Genomic DNA, 18,499 nt, shown 5'->3' on the forward strand with positions numbered 1-18,499 from the left:
TTTACAAAATAAAGCTTAATCTAGAGAATCTGCCAGTGGCAGGCCTCTGTAGATACCAATGTATACAAAAGGAGAATGAAAAAATGAAAAAAGAAGCCATGTCCTGTATCGACTGCGCAGACATGGCTTTGAGGTGTATGGTGTCAGCTGTAAAGCCGGAACACAGAAGAAGACATCGGTCGGCATCCCGGAATGCTGCGAAGGTGTCGGTGTGAATATGTGTAATCCGATCCTGCAGGCAAAGCTTCTGAACAAGGCGAAAACGGACCTGAATGTTGTGGTCGGACTTTGTGTGGGGCATGACAGTCTGTTTTACAAATATTCCGAGGCACTGACTACGACAGCAGTGACGAAAGACCGTGTATTGGGGCATAATCCGGTGGCGGCGCTTTATACTGCGGATAGTTATTATTCGAAGTTGAAGAAGAGTAATATTTCTAATTTGGGCGTTTAAAGATACATAAAGATATCCCATTCAAGCATTTCTCTTTTTATCCAACGAAAAAAAGAACACACAACACTCTGTATGTTCTCTTTCTGTATGTGAAGTCCAATATTATACTTTGAAGTAGCTATCCAATTCTATCTCCACAACTTTTTCATCATGGTCTCTATGTTTCTCACTACCTATATTCATGTTTGACCTCCTTTTCACTGGACTAAAAAACGCCCAGACTAGATTTTTTGTGTTTGCCTTCCGCTAACACTTTCAGAGTAAGCGTCATGCTGTTTCCGATTTCTTCCACAGCGACTGCCACTTCTGTAAATCTCTTTCTTGTGTTTTCGCGAATCACTTTTGTAGTCAAAACAGAATTCGCTCCAACCATGATCATAACAACAATCTATACAACTGCTGCTTATGTTCCTTTCTTATATAAAAAAACCGACCTGCATTTTCTACTTCTATTGTAGCGAATACCTGTCGGTTTTTATATCCTTATTTTGTGGTTTTTATTGCGTTGTCTGTCTCGAAATCCATCAGACTCTTTTTGTCATAAACGACTCAAATCTCACATGCAGATCCATCTTGTCACCGATCATGCCGATCACTTTTCCCATGGTAAATGCGGCAAGGATCGTACCGATTCCAAGTCCGTCCAGATGTCCGAGGATGATGCAAGTCATCAGAGCTGTTATGGTAAGGCAGGTAACGTCATAGCCGATTTTGATCCTGGAATATTTTACCTTTGTGATATCTGCCAGTTCTCTCGGAAACAGGTCTGTCGGGATGATCGGAAGACCGCAGCGGTTGGAAAGTGCGATCCCGATGCACAGGAGCAGGTAGCTGATGATAAAATAAAGTACCCTGTAGCCAATGGCTGTCGGCAGGACACCTATCCACATTTCATGCACATCGAGCATCTCGCTGAATGCAAATCCAACGACAAAACTGAAAAGATAAGGTGCAACGAATTTCTTACGCATGATCATCAGTGATAACACCAGAAGTCCCTGGAAAATGTAGGTCCAGGTTCCAAGGGAGATCTTATTGAATACTTCCGAAAATGCATATGGTACACTGGAAATCGCCGAGATCCCGGAACCGGAATACAGCATCAACACAACTCCCAGGCTGTTGATCAATACCACCACCAGCAACGCCAGCTCGCCCCGCAGAACCGGTAATTTATTGTTCTCTTGTGTCTCAATTTCTTCTGTCACTTTATATTTCCTCCATAGGTAATTTATTGTAACTGTTCAGTACCTTCACAGTTACAATTTATGCCTTGTCTATCTTAGCACTCGGGAGTTCTTTTTTAAAGAGACAATCTACTGATTTCGCAAAAAATTTGTCGAACGTTTCTCTTTGACATATGAATAATTCAGGTTTAGTAAATGGCGCAATAGGTCAGAATTACCATTTGTTCCCGACTTTGATCTACAATATAAAAAGCTCCTGCCTTGACTTCATTCTCCTGCTGATTTCCTGTGCAATGAGCAATCCCTCTCCTATTAAGATAAAAGAGTCTGACCGTCTGGATGTATTCGGAAAAGTGGTTGGCAAAATTAATTCTAATGATGTACCAGATTACCGGTTTTAATGAATTATAATGAAAGAAGTGATTAAATGAAAATAATTAATAATCTTAAGGGAATACGGACACAGCGAAAAATCGCCCAAAAACAGCCAGTGTTTCTCTATTTAAGAAACACTGGCTGTTCTTTTGATAAGCTATGTTTCTCTGTCCAAACCTCCTGTCCTTGTCTTTAAGAACATTTTTACTATGTATTATCCTTCAACCCATAACACTGGTATAGCATTTCTGTCATTTTATTCTTATCTGTTCCCCTTATACCCAAGGACTTTAAATCCACTGACCATTACTCATGCAACCTTCTTTCCTGCAATTCATCTACTGCTTCTTCAATTCTTTCATCATTTGTATCTGTAAAAGATAAAACAAGTGAAATATCATCAGCACTGTTATCCTCTGAAAATTGTTTTGGGTTGTATGCCCATAATTCAAGTCTGACCTGTTTATCCGGGTCTATCAATTCATCAGTCAGCAAGGCTTTATCATAATCTTTCTCACTAATTGCATAGGTAACAACTCGGCTTGGATTTAGCATTGTTTTTTCAGAAAGTGCCGTTTCCCCTGCAAAGACCATATTTTCTGTAACTTGCGTCTTATCTATATATCCTGTTTTTCGAACAGGAGTCGTCAAATATACTTTTGCTTTTTCAAATAATTCATCTCGCTTATATTTTGACTCAATAAACTTATTAACACCGTCTTTTGCTACAAGAAACAAATCTGTCGTTTCCAACTGCTTCACTGCTCTGGTCAAGGTCATTGCTGTAAACGGAAGCACTTTTCCGGCTTCTGAAGTATACAATCGTTTTTTCTTACTGTACAGATAAAATAAAAACAACTGCTGCGTGGAGTAAACAAACTTACCAGTCAGCTTTTGGGGTTCTTTTTCATCAGAAAGCATTGTCCCAATGAAAGGAAGAAAGACCTGCTTATCAGTAATAAACGGTATATTATTTTCTATAAGACTTTTTCTTCGATAATTTGATACCGTTGTAAGTTCAAATACGACTGGCACATTATCAATCTGCTGTATTTTTACAATTTGTTTTTTCAATGCCGGAAGTGTGGCAAGTTCTTCTGTTGGAGCAAGCATTATACAGCGTCTGTTTCCAATATATGCTGTATGAAAATCATAACTCCCTGCAATATAAACAGGCAAAGAATCCTGATGATTCCATGCTTCATATTTTATAGAAATCCCGAATACGCTTGTAAGCATATTTCTCATTCTCCTTTTAACTCAATTTGTTTTATTTTAACTTAGTCAATGTTATAAGTTAAGTTTTTGAGTTATTTTGAATTTATATTTCCTTTTTCCGTGACCTGCTAAAGGCGCTTTCATCAGAAATAAAGGCTTAGTGAATGACTTATTCCATTTTCAAGCTAAAAGGCTTCCGTTTTTGCTATCCGGAATGAATACCTTCCACCATATTTTTTCATTTGAGCCGAAGATAATATCATATTATGAAAACGGAAAAAAAGCTCATCTACGAGGTGTGTGTCAATCAGACAAAGACACTCCTTTACATAGTTTCCACTTTCAAAAAATAAAAAAATTTGTGTTTTTGAAAGTGACATCTTGCATATACTATTAGCAAACAGTATACTAAGTACAACGAAGCAGTTTCGAGAAATGAAAAAAATCCAATTTTTGAAAGTGGGTGACTATATGAAAACAATCACGAGAACTAAATATCTCGATAGAATCATTGAACTGAATGGCACTCCTGACATCAAGATCATCACGGGTATTCGTCGTTCTGGTAAGTCCAAGCTGATGCAAGCGTATATTGAGTATCTGAAAAGCAACTTTGAAAACATCAATATTATCTTCATTGACTTCATGGATTTAGCATATGAAGAAATCATGGAATACCATGCCTTACACGCATATGTGGAAGAACATTATCAGGAAGGTAAAACGAACTACCTGTTTGTAGATGAGGTTCAAATGTGTCCTAATTTTGAGCTGGCAATTAATAGCCTGTACTCTAAGGGAATTTACGACATCTATGTAACAGGCTCCAATGCTTTCCTGTTGAGTGCAGATCTGGCAACCCTGTTTACCGGACGCTATATTGAAATTCATGTGTTTCCTTTCAGTTTCCAGGAATATTGCCAATATTATGATGATGTTAGTGATAAAGATAAACTCTTTGATGATTACACAATCAAAGGCGGTTTAGCAGGTTCTTACGCTTACAGAACTGAAAAAGACAGAACAAACTATATCAAAGAGGTCTACGAAACTATTGTTACAAGGGATTTGGTGCAGAAATATGCTCTCCCGGACACTTTGGTTTTACAACGTCTGAGCGAATTCCTTATGGATAATATCAGCAACCTGACTTCTCCGAATAAGGTCAGTCAGCTACTGACAGCAAATGAGACTCCAACCAATCATGTAACCGTTGGCAAGTACATTAAGTATTTGTGCAATGCTTTTGTATTTTATGATATTAAGAGATACGACATCCGAGGTAAGAAATACCTTGAAAGCTCTGAAAAGTTCTATTTATGTGACAGCGGTATTCGATATGCAATACTTGGAAGCAGAAATATGGATTATGGCAGAGTATATGAAAACATCGTTTGCATCGAGCTTCTTCGCCGTGGATACGATGTCTATGTCGGCAAGCTCTATCAAAAGGAAATCGACTTTGTTGCTCAGCGAGGCAGCGAGAAGTTTTATATTCAAGTCAGCGACAACATTTCCGGTCAGGAAACATTTGAGAGAGAATGCTCTCCTCTCCTTCAGATTCGAGATGCTTATCCGAAAATGATTATTGCCAGAACCAAACATCCACAATATAGCTATGAAGGAATTGAAATTCACGATATAGCCGATTGGTTACTACAAGAATAAGCAGGGCGAAATATCTCCGTCATTCTCTTTTTCTTTTTGCCAAATACTGTAAGTATAACTCCTGCAAACATAACCACTACAAATGACCATGCTGTGTTGTCGTCCCCTGTGGAAGTACTTTTATATGATGTAATAAAATGGATAGCTTGCAAAGTCAAGTAAACTATCCATTTTCTTTATCTTAACGCAATAATCTTGGCTTGTCTTTGGGTGAATTATCCCTTGCGGTTGGGGTTATTTTAATATCAATTTCTGCTCTATGCTTTCTGACATCTGCAAAGAGTCTTCTGAAATCATCATCTATCGAAATATAATTTTTTTGATATTAAATTGTTGTGAGTTTTGCAAACTTGAATTTGTCCGCTCCTTTATATAAAATAATTCCATTTTTCAGAACTACTAACTATTTTTCTTATCTAAATGACATTGATTATCTAATTAACTACATTATTTTCTGTCTAAAATATCCATAAATTCGTCACCTGTAATTGTTTCCTTCTCATACAGGTACATAGCCAGTTCGTCCAGTTTTTCCCTGTTTTCAGCAAGGATTTTTCTTGCTTTTTCATGCTCTGCTTTTACGAGCTGCACGACTTTTTCATCAATTTCCTTCTGGGTATCTGCGGAACAGGAAAGGGACGTATCGCCGCCAAGATACTGGTTGGTCACGTTTTCCATTGCCACCATGTCGAATTCATCTGTCATGCCGTAGCGGGTGATCATCGCTCTTGCAATTTTTGTTGCCTGTTCGATATCATTGGAGGCTCCGGTCGTGATCTCACCAAATACGATCTCCTCTGCCGCACGTCCGCCTGTAAATGTAGCAATCTTATTCTCAAGTTCTTTTTTCGTCATCAGATATTTATCACCCTGCTCAACCTGCATAGTGTAGCCGAGTGCACCTGAGGTACGCGGGATGATCGTAATCTTCTGGACCGGTGCTGAATGACTCTGCAATGCAGCTACCAGAGCGTGTCCTATCTCATGATATGCAACAACCTTCTTCTCCTGATCTGAAAGAACCGCATTCTTCTTCTGATATCCTGCAATAACCACTTCTATACTTTCTTCGAGATCAGATTCATTTACAACGGCCCTTCCACTACGGACAGCACGTAATGCTGCTTCATTTATAATATTGGCAAGCTCCGCACCGGATGCACCGGATGCCATACGTGCAATCGTATGCAGGTCAACATCATCAGATGCTTTTATCTTCTTTGCATGAACCTTTAAAATTGCTTCACGGCCTGCAAGATCCGGCAGTTCAACCGGCACACGCCTGTCAAAACGTCCCGGACGTGTAAGTGCCGGATCTAACGACTCCGGACGGTTCGTTGCAGCAAGAATGATGACACCATTATTTCCTTCAAATCCATCCATCTCTGTAAGAAGCTGGTTTAAGGTCTGCTCCCTCTCATCATTTCCGCCCATTTGTCCGTCACGCTTTTTACCAATGGCATCAATTTCATCAATAAACACGATACATGGTGCCTTTTCCTTTGCCTGTCTGAAAAGATCTCGAACCTTGGAAGCTCCCATACCGACAAACATCTCAACGAATTCTGAACCGGACATTGAGAAAAATGGTACATTTGATTCACCCGCCACTGCTTTTGCAAGCATTGTTTTGCCGGTTCCCGGAGGTCCTACAAGAAGGACACCTTTTGGCATAGACGCACCTACATCGGTATACTTCTTCGGATTGTGAAGATAATCAACGATCTCTGAAAGGTTTTCTTTCGCCTCATCTTCTCCTGCAACGTCTGAAAAACGGATTCCCTCACTGGATTGCACATAAATCTTCGCATTGCTTTTTCCCATTCCAAAAGCCATCGAATTTTTTCCTCCGGCATGCTCCATCAGTTTCTTCGCCATATAATTTCCCAGTGCGATAAAAAGGATCAATGGCAAAATCCCGGTCAGCAGGAAGCTGATGATCGGTGACATCTGCTTATCGATATCTTTTGCGAATACTGCTCCACATTCATATAGCCTGTCCGTCAGGTTCGGATCGTTCATCAGACCTGTTTTATAAATATTTTTTTGATCTTTATCTGTAAAGATGATCTGATTGTCCTTAACTTCTACTTCACCGATATTCTTCTTCTCGATCATGCTCATAAAAGTTCCATAATCCGTTTCCTTTACCTGATGCTTCATAAGGATTGGTGTGACAACCAGATTAAATACTATCAGCACTATTAACACAATCCCATAATAATATGCCAGTGGTTTTTTCGGTGTTTTAACTTCTTTCATGTTCTTTCCTCCTGTTGTTCTGCGTTATGCTTTCTCCGTGCATTTTCGTATTATTTATTCTGCCATCTGACTTCGCCCTTGGACAGAAGCGGATAACCTCCTGCAACAAATGCCATTCCGATCAAAGCATAATGGCTTTTTATCTTCCCGGCAAACCGGAAATCAAATTCGTAATTTCTTGGTGTTATCGTGATCTGTTCCCCATAGGAAAATTCATAATCAAGCGTTCTGCCCATATAAAAATCTTTTGTTTTGTAAGTTGCTGCTGTACACATATCGAACACCTCTTCTTTCTGCTATAATAGTCCTGCAAACAATCTCATAAACAACTGTCCGATCCGTAAATATGCACTCCGTCCTGTGCGGTACTTTTCGGTCACTTCCCTGCATTCATTCATTGTTGCTCCAAGATCATCTCTTATATCCAAAACTGTCTGACTACCATTATACTGCATTATAAGGCAGATAAGCAATCTGTCTTTTTGTCATAAAAAACCTTATCTAAATGACATTGAATGATTTATTTTCTATCTAAAATTTTATTAAACCGACTAAAGACTCCATAGTTTGTGTGTTTGACTTACTGTTTATATCTATCTTCTCCTAAATATTTTTCTAGTCATTGCAATATAAAATTGCTTATACAGTCTCTCCCTTAAGAGTCCTGGTATTCTGGATAATATACAGAGCGACCGATATGACCATCATTATAGCGCACAAACCAATCAACAGATCTGATACCATCGGTGTAATGTGGAACCATATAATATGCACCGCTGCAGTTCCATATAATAAAAAGGTTACTATCTTTCCATGCCAGTCTGCACCATGTACTTTTCCTGTCTTTCGTATCACAAGACATCCACTGACTACCATATACAGCTCCTTACCTGCCATTATTACGATTAAAAGAAGCACATGCGGAAAACGAGTAAACAGACAGATTAACATCGCTGCCTGTGTCAGCTTATCAGCCACCGGATCAAGTATTTTTCCTAAATTACTAATCCTATGGAATCTTCTTGCGATATATCCATCAGCAAGATCCGTAAGACCAGACAGCAATAAGATTTCACCAGCTAACAGAGGATTTTTCTTTACACAATAACTCCATATAATTACCGGAATCAGACAAAGCCGAAAAAAAGAAAGAAGATTAGGAACCGTAATAATTCTATTCAAATTTTCTTCCTGATTCACTTCACTCTGCATGTACGGTCACATCACTTTCCTTTTTTTTAGACATAAACCAATAAAATATAACACAAAATGCTAAAGCAAACACAACACCAAAAACATTTTGAATCACTCTAAGACTAACTGCTCCTTTTAGTCCATAACTCTCTGTAGCAATGGCTAAAGCACCAAATGTGTTAAATACTGCCTGCCAGCCATATTGTGCTGAAAATCCTACACCGATTCCACCAATAATTCCTATATATGCATAGATTGACGAAGGAAGCAGAAAATATAATACTGTAAAACATATAACACCTGCAATATTTCCGACAATCCTTTTACGGACTCTGTAGTGCATATCTTCCATAAATGGCAAAATCGCGGACATGGCCGCAATACCAGCCCACATTGCACGTGGCATATTACAAAGTTCTGCAATGCAAAGGACAATCGGTACGCATAAAATCTGACATATCTGCCATTTTGTTCTGGAAGAAGTGATATCAAATTCTTGTATCAGATCTTTCAGATTTCTTTTATAAGTTCTGTTTTTATGATTTCGATAAAATACGAAGCAGGTAAGTGCTGCACCTAAAGCCATTCCGACTAATCGCATCTGATAGCTTTTTCCCGTAACATCATAACCATATAGCAGCAGATACCCAAGAACCAATGTAGATTGATTAAACATGAATGGATTATGGCATCCGAACAGAATCAACACAGCCAGTGCCGCAATATTTAACAGCATTCCCAATACCGGTGAAAACTGATTTGCTAAATGCGGACATACAGTCATAATTACAAAGAACAAAGCCAAAAGCATCGTAGATTGTCCGGTGTGGATCCCCAGATCCGCATTCCGAAATACCATAAGGCATAATAAAACTACTACACCCACAATGCTGTTCTCATTTCCAAATAAGATACTGAAAATAGTAACAAATAAAAAACAAAATGCCATTGTAACAGCTATCTTTACCAAATATACCAGTATATGATATGATTTTTCTTTCACTGTTTCACTCTTTTTCAACAGATTTTTAGAACCTGCCTGATTTAACTGCAATTCCTGATAAAATGTCATGTAATTCCTCCTCTATCTGTTTTTCTTAAACTTATATGGCCTCATCTTTCTGTATTGGAAGCTCTACAACAAATCTGCATCCACCATATTCACGGTTTTCTGCTTTGATTGTTCCTCCGGCACTATCTACAATCCGTTTTACAAGTGCAAGACCTAGGCCATTTCCTTCTGCTTTATGAGATCCATCTACCTGATAGAACTTGTCAAATATTCTGGATTTTACATCATCCTCTATTCCTGGTCCTTCATCTTCCAGAATGAACTTAACAGAATCCTGTTCTTGTTTCAGAAACATCGTAATTGTCCCCTTTGAAGGGCTGAACTTAATCGCATTATCCAAAAGATTTATCCAGATATGCATAAAAAGTCCTTCATTCCCAGTATATTTAACTTCCTCCAATTCTACCTGAAAACCAATTTCTTTTTCTGTCCATTTTGTTTCCAGGGAAAGAAATGCCTGACGGATCTGTTCATCCAGACGATATTCTGTTTTTTTCATTGGTATATTCTGATTCTCTAACTTGGATAACAGCAAAATATTACCAACCAATCCGGAAAGTCTTTGGGTGTTAAATAAGATTTTTTCTACATATTCCTCTTGATCCGGAGACAGTTCTTCTCCCTGAAGCAGCATTGTATATCCTTCAATGGCATTAATCGGGGTCTTAAACTCATGAGAAACATTAGATACAAAATCCATCTGCAGCACCTCTGTTGCACGAAGTTCTTTTGTCATAACGTTAAAACTTTGATAAGATTCTCCAACTTCTGCTATACGGCTGTTCGTTTCCAAATGCTGTTCAAAATCTCCCCGAGAAACTTCCTTCATTGCTTTACTGAGTCTGGTAATTGGTTCCAGTAACTTTGCATTAATAAAGGAAGTGATCAGCCCTGCAATCAATGTATTGAAAATCAAAAGCCAGCCAAGCACAGGTATACTGCCCGGCAGATTAAAAAAATGATTCAAAATAGCAAATAATAAAGCAGATATAACTGTTGAAAATACAAGTGCCAGCCAGATTGCACCAGTCAGACAGGATCGGATTCGTAATCCTTTTTCTTTCTTTTGTTCCATTATTTTTTCACCACCTTGTATCCAATTCCACGCATTGTTACGATTTCAAAATCAGGGTTATCTTTAAAACGCTCTCTGATTCTTCCTATATGTACCTCTATCGTATGTGGGTCTGCCTCCGTCTCGTATCCCCATACTTCATCCATCAACTGTTGTTTTGTAAATGTTCTGCCTGGCGAAGCTGCAAGTTTATATAAAAGCAGGAATTCTTTTTTAGGCAAAACAAGACTCTCCTTATCAGTTGTAACCGTCATTGCATCATAATCAAACTCTGTTGAACCGATCACAATTTTGTGTTCATTCAGTATCTGTGCACGGCGAAGCAGTGCTCCGACTCTTAAAACCATTTCATTCACATTTACCGGTTTTACCATATAATCGTCACTTCCCGAAAGAAATCCCTGGCGCATATCATCAAAGGAACCTTTCGCAGTGATCATAAGCACTGGTATCTGATATCCTGCTGAACGAAGTTCTGACACCAGTTCATAGCCATCCATAACCGGCATCATAATATCAGAAATGATCAGATCAATATATTCCTTATCCAATACTTCTAATGCCTGTGCTCCATCCGATGCACTTTTGACTTGATATCCATTCTTCTCAAGCACTTTTTGGAATAGCTGGCTTAATTCTTTATCATCTTCTACAATCAATATTTGGAACACGTTTTCCTTCCTCCTTATTAAAACAGATACCTTGCCCATCCAAGCAGATGCTGTACCAAAAATATTTTTCTCTGACGCTTCTTTGTCAATTCAATTGGCTCTACATGATACGGATCACGATAGGTTCCATCTTCCAATACCTGTCGGGACACTCTTTCATATTCCACCATGCTCTCTTCCAACTGTTTATTAATATCTTTACTGCGAATTACAAGCATCAGTTCCGTATCCAGATATGCACTTCTCATGTCCATATTAAAGGAACCGATTACAGACAGATCATGCTTTTTCATTGTATATCACCTGATTCCTTTTCATTTCATACTTATACAATACAAAGTCAATCTCAATTTAACCTCAACAAAATTTATTTTTCATAAAAAAAATATGACAGGCTTCTTTTTAAAGAAACAGTCATATTTTTATTCTAATATATGAAGGAGCTTTTCTTACTCCGTTGTATTAATCACTATTTTATTTCTTCCATAAGCTGTCGGATTTTTCTCAATGTACACCGTGTAACTGCCAGGTCATCTTCTTGTATATTCGATATGATTTTTTCATAAGCTTCTATCATTTTTTCTTTCTGACAATTGCTTAATTCAATTGCCTTGTTCGTCAAAACAAGGTACGTTCTTTCTTTTTTTTCATCTAATTTCCAGATAATATATCCTTTATTTTCAAGACTTTTTACCATCTTAGATGTTTCTGGAATAGATAATTTCATGTATTCTGCCACTTCTGAAAGATATACTCCTTCATGACAGTCTGATTTTTCAACACATTCCTTTATACTATAAAGGAACAAATAATCTGTTCTTTCAACAAATTCAAATATGCTTTCAACATTGATGCTCTTTAAAAAAAACTCCTCTGCACTGGTTCCTGCTCTCATATTATCGTTCCTCTCTTTCTATATATTCTTTTTTGCTGACTAGACTCTTATATGCCGGGCGAATGATCTTATCTGTAGTTATCAATTCTTCCAGGCGATGTGCACTCCAACCAGCAATTCTTGCTATCGCAAATAATGGCGTGTACAATTCTCTTGGAATATTCAACATGTCATACACAAAACCACTATAGAAATCTATATTAGGACTTACTCCTTTGAATATCTGACGCTGCTTTGCAATCAACTTAGGTGCAATCTTCTCAATATTGTTATAAAGGGTCATATCTTTCTCACGTCCTTTATCCCTTGCGAGTTGTTCTACAAAGCCTTTGAACACTCTTTCTCTCGGATCTGAAATAGAATATACAGCATGTCCCATTCCATAAATAAGTCCTTTCTGATCAAACGCCTCTTTCTTCAAAATCTTACTCAGATATGATGCAATTTCCTCTTCGTCTTCATAATCCTTCACATGACTTTTAATATCATCCATCATATTCATTACCATCAGATTTGCACCGCCATGTTTTTTTCCTTTTAAGGATGACATTGCTGCTGAAATAACAGAATAAGTATCTGAACCTGAAGATGTTACTACTCGTGTAGTGAATGTAGAATTGTTACCACCACCATGTTCCATATGTAACAATAATGCTATATCCAGTACTCTTGCTTCCAGTTCTGTGAATTTTGTATCTGGTCTTAATAGGCGCAGGAAATTTTCAGCAATAGATAAATCTTTTTCAGGTCTATGAATATACATACTTTCGTTTTTTTCATAATGACAATAAGCATGGTATGCATATACTGCTAACATAGGAAATACTGCGATCAACTGCATACTCTGCCTTAGCACATTCGGAATTCCAAGACTTTCTTTCTCCTTATCGTAAGAGCCCAATGTAAGAATACTTCGAGTCATAGAACCCATAATATCTGATGTAGGTGCTTTCATAATGACATCTCTGGTAAAGTTAGTCGGTAGTTCCATACAATCAGATAGTCTTCCCTGAAATTCCATTAACTGTGTATCAGTTGGCAATTCTCCGAATAAAAGAAGATATGCTCCTTCTTCAAAGACAAACCTTTTTCCTTTACTTCCTGTTACTAAATCTTTTATATTATAACCACGATAAGATAACTCGCCATCACATGGACTCTTTACTCCATCATGATATTCAAAAGCTTTTATATCAGAAATATTTGTAAGCCCCGTCAACACACCTTGGCCTTTTTCATCTCGTAAGCCTCTTTTTACACCATACTCTGAATACAGATTCTTACTAATGCTATCATTTTGTTCACAAAAAATTGCTTGCCGTTTCATATAATTTTCCAAATTGCTCATTTGAATCGCTCCTTTCATTCTGTTACGAACTTACATACTATACTCAGATATTCTTGTTTCCAGAGCATTCAGCATTGTCTGTTCTTATTCTTATTCATTAGCAATACAATACAATGGAAAACTCAATTTAACCTCAACAAGGTTTGTTTTTTCATCCATGCAAAATCTTCTTTGTACAACAAACTGTTACCTATATTCATTTTGACCTCCTTTTCCCTGAACTAAAAAACGCCCAGACTAGATTTTTTGTAAATCTAATCTGAGCGATTTATATCTCTCAGTTCTGATTTCTCAGACAAGAAAACCAATTTTACAGATTTTGACAACCCTTTTCCTATATTACATAATACTTGAAAATACCAGGTGGAAATCATTACCTCTCATTTGGGTGGAAATTTTTAATTTTGGGTGGATGTCGATGATTTTTTGACCATATTTATTGTTTTATATGTTACTTCTCTATTAGTTCTGCAAACTTGAAGTTAGCGATTTCTTTTTCCGGTATTCTCTGTCCCACGGATTTCCTCATGATAAAAATAATCTACGATCACCGGATGCCCCTGCGGGACTCTGCCATAAGGCATTTCATTATCCACAAAGGCACAATCATACTTCTTAGCCATTTTCTCAGCTTTTACTTCAAGTGCTTCAAAGTAGCTGCGGTTATGCTTGTTATAGATCTCGTCGTAAAGTGGTACAAGATCAGGATATTGTCCGGTGATATAATCCATAATTGTCTTTTTGAAACCGCCTCGAAGATTGAGATTTTCGAGCCAGAACAGATCGCACTGATCCTTTACCCGCTCAAAGATTGCTTCAAAATCCGTGATACCGGGGAATACCGGGGATACGAAACAGACTGTACGGATACCTGATTCATATACCTGCTTCATAGCAGAGATACGGCGCTCAATGCTCGAAGCAGAGTCCATATCGTTCTTGAAATTTTCATCTAGTGTGTTGATCGACCATGAAACGGTTACACGTCCAAGCTTCTTCAACAGATCAATATCCCGTACCACAAGATCCGACTTTGTGCAGATCAGAATATCTGCGTCACTGCCGATCAGCTGCTCCAGAAGTTTTCTGGTATTCCCGAACTGCTCCTCCTGTGGATTGTAGCCATCTGTCACAGAACCGATGACCACCCGCTGTCCGGCATATTTCTTCGGATTTTTAATTTCCGGCCAATGCTTCACATCAAGGAAAGTGCCCCATTCCTCCTTGTGCCCGGTAAAGCGCTTCATAAAAGAAGCATAGCAATACTTGCAGGCATGTGTACAGCCCACATAGGGATTGACCGAGTAACCGCCTACCGGCAGACTAGACTTAGTCATGATGTTCTTTGTTTCCACCTCACGAATGAGGATTCCATTTATTACTTCTTCCATGATTTCTGTACCTCTAACACTTTATTAAATTCTTCCGGCATTTCCTGAATCATATTTTCATCCCCTATGATAGGGACAATGTCTTCCTTCATAAACACCGGAATGCCGAGCTTATGTGCCTGGTCCGCCAGAGACCATGCCCATTCCGGCTCCGTATGAATCTTCCTGCTCTGAGCTCCGGTCATGGTGCCGACAACGATCCAATTGATTCCGGAAAGGTCAACTGTGCCGGGATCGTCGAATAACGGCTCAAAGGTAACATGGTAATGTTTTGCTCTGACGTTTTTCCGAAGGGCGTCGATACGCCACAGTTCTGCTTTCCTCGTCACCGTAACGCCAAACCATGCGTTTTCCAGATCGGTATCAAAATCCAGCAAATCAGGTCGCTTGGTAAGGAACAGGAACTGATGCTGTGGATTTTCACGGATCTTTGCAAATACCACATTTCTCCATTCCGGCTTCCATCCGGAGAGATCGCTCATGCCGGTAAGAAGAAAGTTCTGCGGACGTTTCTTTTCCATCATCTTGAGCTTACCCGGAAAGAATTCAGGGGCAGCGAAGTCATCAATCATATGCCAGCGTTTCACGTTGTTGCGGGCATAGCAATATGCACACCCCACTGTGCAGCCAATGACGATATTCATGTTCTGAATCTGATCTTTGATACAAATACTCATGACTTCTGCCACTCCTCAAGATTCTTTCTGATGCGATCGAGGCATTCCTCAAACCGGGTAATTTCTTCCTCTGAAAAACCTTTATAGTAAATACTGCCCATCTCATCAGATACAGAATCGTACTCGCCCTTTAAGGCATGTGCTTTCTCAGTCAGAAACAGGAGTGTTTTCCTTTTGTCCGTTTTAGACTGAACACGGCTTATCAGCCCTTGATTTTCCATTCTTTCCAGCATCGTAGTAAGAGATGTTATCGCTAATCCGCATTTAATCGAGAGTGACCTGATTGAGATACCATCCTCCTGCCACAGCACATAAAGAATACGTCCCTGGGCTCCATTAAACGCATCAATATTCTTTTCACTGAGAATCTTCTCAAAAATCCGGTCTCCAAGCTGTTTTATTTTGGTGACAAGAAATCCTCCATTCATTTCCATACAAAAGCTCCTATATAGTAGTTTATTAAAAACATACTATATAGGAGTTTTATTGTCAAGAGTTTATATGTCTTAATAGGTAAATTTCGTTTTTTTCAATTCTCCAAACTGGGAGTTTCACCTGCTCGACAAACCGGAATCTGTTATCTATCATCCCAATTGCTGACCTTTTCTTGCAAATAGTTAGGAAGCTCTTTTATATCAATGCCTGTATCAATGATGAAAAGTCTTTGAAGATTAGCGTGCTTTCTCAAATCCGGAAGGCAATTAACGTGCTTAAGGTCTTGAAGCTTTATGATTTCCAAATTTGTCAATTCTTCAATAAATGAAATGTCGCTCAACTTGTTGATTCTCCAGAGTTCTATTTCCTTTAAGTTATTTAGAGCTGCCAACTCATGCAAGTTGTTGTTTGAGTTCCAAAGAAGTGCCAACTTTTCCAAGTTCATCTTATACAAAAATGAAAAGTCTGTAAGCTTAATTCCTCTCAAGGACAATGACTTGAGTTTAGGAAGTTGACTAATGCTCTCAATATTTTTCTTGGCTTTCTTCCCAAGCCATAGTGTTTGCAAATTTTTGTATTTCAAAAGCCAGGTGCAGTCAAATTTGATTCCTGGTCCCATCGTATCAGCCATGATGGAAAGTTCTTCAAGTTCGTCTGAAAGATTTTGAATAAATTCATAATCCCTTAAGTCAAAACACTCTATATGCAATGACTTTAGGTTTAATTCTGCCAATACAGACAGATTGATTCTTTTAGGATTGTTTTTGAATTCAATACAATCAATCTGTACTTTCTTCACATGAGGCATATCCATAAGGAAAGAGATATCAACTTCATCATTGTTCAGAAAATGAAAAAGACGGAAAGTAATATCTGGTCGCTCCGAAAGTATCTGGTCTATTTTTCGATAAGCTTCATTAGGTAGATAATCAGATATCTGAATCCATTTTAGTTTCTTATTGTTAACTATCTCATTTAGAGTTTGTTCATCAATATCTTCATAACCAAGATGCCTTAAAACCCCTTTCGACCAAGTTTTGTTCGCTATATGAATATGTCTGTCAAAGCATATATGAGCCCCCATAATCGTCTCCTTTCCTCGTATCTACAGAACGTAAAATTCAAGTTTGCCGAAATATATTTCTAACTTTCCCTATTTTACAGGCTTTCCAGCCTGTGCATTAGCGAAACGATATGTATTTTCCCTTATTTTTGCCCTTATGAGATAATCGTAAGGGAAATAAGGGAAAGTTTTATTTAGTCATTGCCTGCCACTTTATCAAGTAACCTTGCAGATTCCCGCTTGGCTTTTCTTGTAGAGTGTGCATAGACATTCATGGTGGTACTGACATCTGAGTGCCCTAACAGTTCCTGCACATCCTTTGGTGCTGCTCCATTTGCCAGAAGGTTGCTTGTGTAGGTGTGTCGCAGCTGGTGAAAATGAAATCCTTCAAATCCATCCAGTTTCTGAGCAATCTTCCTGCAAACAATTCCTAACGTGCTTGGCAGTTCCAGACTTCCATCCGGTCTTAAGCAGACAAAGGATATTTCCTTATAATCCTCTGGAACGTTCTCTGTTCCGTCTAGATGATAGAACTCATAGTAAACTCTGTTTTTGTCTTTTACTTCTCTGTAGTAGTTTTTATGGTAAAGTTCTCCGTACTGCATTCGGTTTTTAAGTTGTTCCTTTCGGGCATTGCGAAGAATCTCTGCCAGTGTATCTCCAAAATCAACAATCCTTACCTTTTTTCGTTTGGTTGGTCCGATGATATTCTTGTGCCTTGAACCATCATATCGGATACTGCGTCTGATTGTAAGGCACTGTTCTTCAAGATTCACATCCTGCCATGCCAGACCACAGGCTTCACCGATACGAAGTCCTGCATAATAAGCTATCTGGATTGGAAGTATTGCCGGTGGATTGTAATTCTGTAGAAATTCAATCAGTCTTTCATAATCCTCTCGTGGAATTGGCTGTATATCGCCATCCATGTCATCATCGGAAAACAGGTCAACCTCATCCGTCTGGTATTTCAGCTTAATATACTGCATCGGATTGAAAGTGATATATTGCTTTGGTGATACTGCAAATCGGAATGACTGCTGTAATACTGCCGAGAAAGAACGAATGTAATCTTTGCTATAACCTTTTCTTTCTGAACCATCTGGATAAGTGCCACCAAAGGAAAGCAGATCGAAGAAGGCTTGTAAATGCTCAGATGTTACATTTTTCAACTTTCTCTCTGAAATTGGATGCTTCTTGATGTTGGTAATGGCACCGAGGTAATTCTGGACTGTCCCATTACTGAGCATACCGGTCTTTAATTCTTCCTCTGCCCATATATCAAGTAATTCTCCAATTGTAATATTTTCCGACTTTGCAATGAATTTCTTGCTTTCGTAATCGTCCATTGCCTGACGGAGCAGTTTTTCCGTTTCACTTTTACTTTCTGTTCCAGCGTATTCTTTCTGAACCAGATTGCCGCTTGCATCTTCTACATAGAAGCGGTAGTACCATTTCTTTCCTTTTTTTCTTACAGATCCTTTTGCCATAATCGTGTGTCTCCTTTCGATATC

General features: G+C 38.5%; 15 protein-coding genes and 3 pseudogenes. 2 read left to right on the forward strand and 16 right to left on the reverse strand.

The genetic code is table 11. The features are described from left to right. Positions 1–112 precede the first annotated feature (112 nt). Positions 113–454, forward strand: a pseudogene (locus EUBREC_RS15490) (DUF1847 domain-containing protein); the annotation flags it as partial. 524 nt (positions 455–978) lie between these two features. Here EUBREC_RS15490 and EUBREC_RS15495 read toward each other — a convergent pair. Next, entirely contained in the window at positions 979–1,662 is a 684-nt protein-coding gene (locus EUBREC_RS15495) for a DUF6198 family protein (RefSeq protein ID WP_012744208.1), read from the reverse strand. Positions 1,663–2,322: 660 nt separating this feature from the next. After that, positions 2,323–3,264, reverse strand: a complete 942-nt coding sequence (locus EUBREC_RS15500; protein ID WP_012744211.1) for a hypothetical protein — start codon at positions 3,262–3,264, stop codon at positions 2,323–2,325. 405 nt (positions 3,265–3,669) lie between these two features. Here EUBREC_RS15500 and EUBREC_RS15505 point away from each other — a divergent pair, with 405 nt between their 5' ends. Next, positions 3,670–4,902, forward strand: a complete 1,233-nt coding sequence (locus EUBREC_RS15505) for an ATP-binding protein (RefSeq protein WP_012744214.1) — start codon at positions 3,670–3,672, stop codon at positions 4,900–4,902. 447 nt (positions 4,903–5,349) lie between these two features. Here the strand turns inward: EUBREC_RS15505 and ftsH are convergent, their stop codons facing one another. The 14 genes and pseudogenes from ftsH to EUBREC_RS15575 form a co-directional block, all read right to left on the reverse strand. Beyond that, positions 5,350–7,164 carry an ATP-dependent zinc metalloprotease FtsH gene (ftsH, locus tag EUBREC_RS15510; protein WP_012744216.1) on the reverse strand — a complete coding sequence of 605 codons (1,815 nt, stop codon included), beginning with the start codon at positions 7,162–7,164 and terminating at the stop codon, positions 5,350–5,352. 86 nt (positions 7,165–7,250) lie between these two features. After that, positions 7,251–7,439: pseudogene (locus tag EUBREC_RS15515) on the reverse strand (linear amide C-N hydrolase); the annotation flags it as partial. A gap of 364 nt (positions 7,440–7,803) precedes the next feature. After that, positions 7,804–8,376, reverse strand: a complete 573-nt coding sequence (locus EUBREC_RS15520) for a CDP-alcohol phosphatidyltransferase family protein (protein WP_005335451.1) — start codon at positions 8,374–8,376, stop codon at positions 7,804–7,806. Further along, positions 8,366–9,430, reverse strand: a complete 1,065-nt coding sequence (locus EUBREC_RS15525; RefSeq protein WP_012744219.1) for an FUSC family protein — start codon at positions 9,428–9,430, stop codon at positions 8,366–8,368. Before EUBREC_RS15525 ends, EUBREC_RS15520 begins: the two co-directional genes overlap by 11 nt. Before the next feature lie 31 nt (positions 9,431–9,461). Continuing rightward, the gene (locus EUBREC_RS15530; protein ID WP_012740924.1) at positions 9,462–10,505 is read right to left on the reverse strand and encodes a HAMP domain-containing sensor histidine kinase; all 1,044 of its coding nucleotides are present in this window, start codon (positions 10,503–10,505) and stop codon (positions 9,462–9,464) included. Further along, complete coding sequence (locus tag EUBREC_RS15535; protein ID WP_003693048.1) at positions 10,505–11,215, reverse strand: response regulator transcription factor; 711 nt, start codon at positions 11,213–11,215, stop codon at positions 10,505–10,507. Before EUBREC_RS15535 ends, EUBREC_RS15530 begins: the two co-directional genes overlap by 1 nt. Further along, positions 11,194–11,457: pseudogene (locus tag EUBREC_RS15540) on the reverse strand (phospholipase D family protein); the annotation flags it as partial. The gene EUBREC_RS15535 and the pseudogene EUBREC_RS15540, both read right to left, overlap by 22 nt. A gap of 188 nt (positions 11,458–11,645) precedes the next feature. Continuing rightward, complete coding sequence (locus EUBREC_RS15545) at positions 11,646–12,071, reverse strand: MarR family winged helix-turn-helix transcriptional regulator (RefSeq protein WP_012744222.1); 426 nt, start codon at positions 12,069–12,071, stop codon at positions 11,646–11,648. A 1-nt stretch (position 12,072) separates the two neighbouring features. Continuing rightward, positions 12,073–13,437: a citrate/2-methylcitrate synthase gene (locus EUBREC_RS15550; RefSeq protein ID WP_012744223.1), complete on the reverse strand. Its 1,365-nt coding sequence runs from the start codon at positions 13,435–13,437 to the stop codon at positions 12,073–12,075. Between the two features lie 464 nt (positions 13,438–13,901). Then, positions 13,902–14,810: a radical SAM mobile pair protein B gene (locus tag EUBREC_RS15555; RefSeq protein WP_012744224.1), complete on the reverse strand. Its 909-nt coding sequence runs from the start codon at positions 14,808–14,810 to the stop codon at positions 13,902–13,904. Next, complete coding sequence (locus EUBREC_RS15560) at positions 14,798–15,487, reverse strand: radical SAM mobile pair protein A (protein WP_012744225.1); 690 nt, start codon at positions 15,485–15,487, stop codon at positions 14,798–14,800. Before EUBREC_RS15560 ends, EUBREC_RS15555 begins: the two co-directional genes overlap by 13 nt. After that, positions 15,484–15,921, reverse strand: a complete 438-nt coding sequence (locus EUBREC_RS15565) for a radical SAM mobile pair system MarR family transcriptional regulator (protein WP_012744226.1) — start codon at positions 15,919–15,921, stop codon at positions 15,484–15,486. Before EUBREC_RS15565 ends, EUBREC_RS15560 begins: the two co-directional genes overlap by 4 nt. A 143-nt stretch (positions 15,922–16,064) precedes the next feature. After that, a complete protein-coding gene (locus tag EUBREC_RS15570) occupies positions 16,065–17,006 on the reverse strand; it encodes a leucine-rich repeat domain-containing protein (RefSeq protein ID WP_012744227.1) in 942 nt (313 codons plus the stop codon). Positions 17,007–17,179: 173 nt separating this feature from the next. Then, positions 17,180–18,475, reverse strand: a complete 1,296-nt coding sequence (locus EUBREC_RS15575) for a tyrosine-type recombinase/integrase (RefSeq protein WP_012744228.1) — start codon at positions 18,473–18,475, stop codon at positions 17,180–17,182. Positions 18,476–18,499 lie beyond the last annotated feature (24 nt).

The sequence above is a fragment of the Agathobacter rectalis ATCC 33656 genome (assembly GCF_000020605.1).
In the GTDB taxonomy this organism is placed as follows: Bacteria; Bacillota; Clostridia; order Lachnospirales; family Lachnospiraceae; genus Roseburia; species Roseburia rectalis.

What these genes read in the sequence shown, in the direction of transcription:
- EUBREC_RS15565 (WP_012744226.1), bottom strand. Translation starts at nt 15,921, where the DNA reads ATGGAAATGAATGGAGGATTTCTTGTCACCAAAATAAAACAGCTTGGA.
- EUBREC_RS15575 (WP_012744228.1), bottom strand. Translation starts at nt 18,475, where the DNA reads ATGGCAAAAGGATCTGTAAGAAAAAAAGGAAAGAAATGGTACTACCGC.
- EUBREC_RS15505 (WP_012744214.1), top strand. Translation starts at nt 3,670, where the DNA reads ATGAAAAAAATCCAATTTTTGAAAGTGGGTGACTATATGAAAACAATC.
- EUBREC_RS15570 (WP_012744227.1), bottom strand. Translation starts at nt 17,006, where the DNA reads ATGGGGGCTCATATATGCTTTGACAGACATATTCATATAGCGAACAAA.
- EUBREC_RS15545 (WP_012744222.1), bottom strand. Translation starts at nt 12,071, where the DNA reads ATGAGAGCAGGAACCAGTGCAGAGGAGTTTTTTTTAAAGAGCATCAAT.
- EUBREC_RS15530 (WP_012740924.1), bottom strand. Translation starts at nt 10,505, where the DNA reads ATGGAACAAAAGAAAGAAAAAGGATTACGAATCCGATCCTGTCTGACT.
- EUBREC_RS15550 (WP_012744223.1), bottom strand. Translation starts at nt 13,437, where the DNA reads ATGAAAGGAGCGATTCAAATGAGCAATTTGGAAAATTATATGAAACGG.
- EUBREC_RS15520 (WP_005335451.1), bottom strand. Translation starts at nt 8,376, where the DNA reads ATGCAGAGTGAAGTGAATCAGGAAGAAAATTTGAATAGAATTATTACG.
- EUBREC_RS15525 (WP_012744219.1), bottom strand. Translation starts at nt 9,430, where the DNA reads ATGACATTTTATCAGGAATTGCAGTTAAATCAGGCAGGTTCTAAAAAT.
- EUBREC_RS15535 (WP_003693048.1), bottom strand. Translation starts at nt 11,215, where the DNA reads ATGGGCAAGGTATCTGTTTTAATAAGGAGGAAGGAAAACGTGTTCCAA.
- ftsH (WP_012744216.1), bottom strand. Translation starts at nt 7,164, where the DNA reads ATGAAAGAAGTTAAAACACCGAAAAAACCACTGGCATATTATTATGGG.
- EUBREC_RS15500 (WP_012744211.1), bottom strand. Translation starts at nt 3,264, where the DNA reads ATGAGAAATATGCTTACAAGCGTATTCGGGATTTCTATAAAATATGAA.
- EUBREC_RS15555 (WP_012744224.1), bottom strand. Translation starts at nt 14,810, where the DNA reads ATGGAAGAAGTAATAAATGGAATCCTCATTCGTGAGGTGGAAACAAAG.
- EUBREC_RS15560 (WP_012744225.1), bottom strand. Translation starts at nt 15,487, where the DNA reads ATGAGTATTTGTATCAAAGATCAGATTCAGAACATGAATATCGTCATT.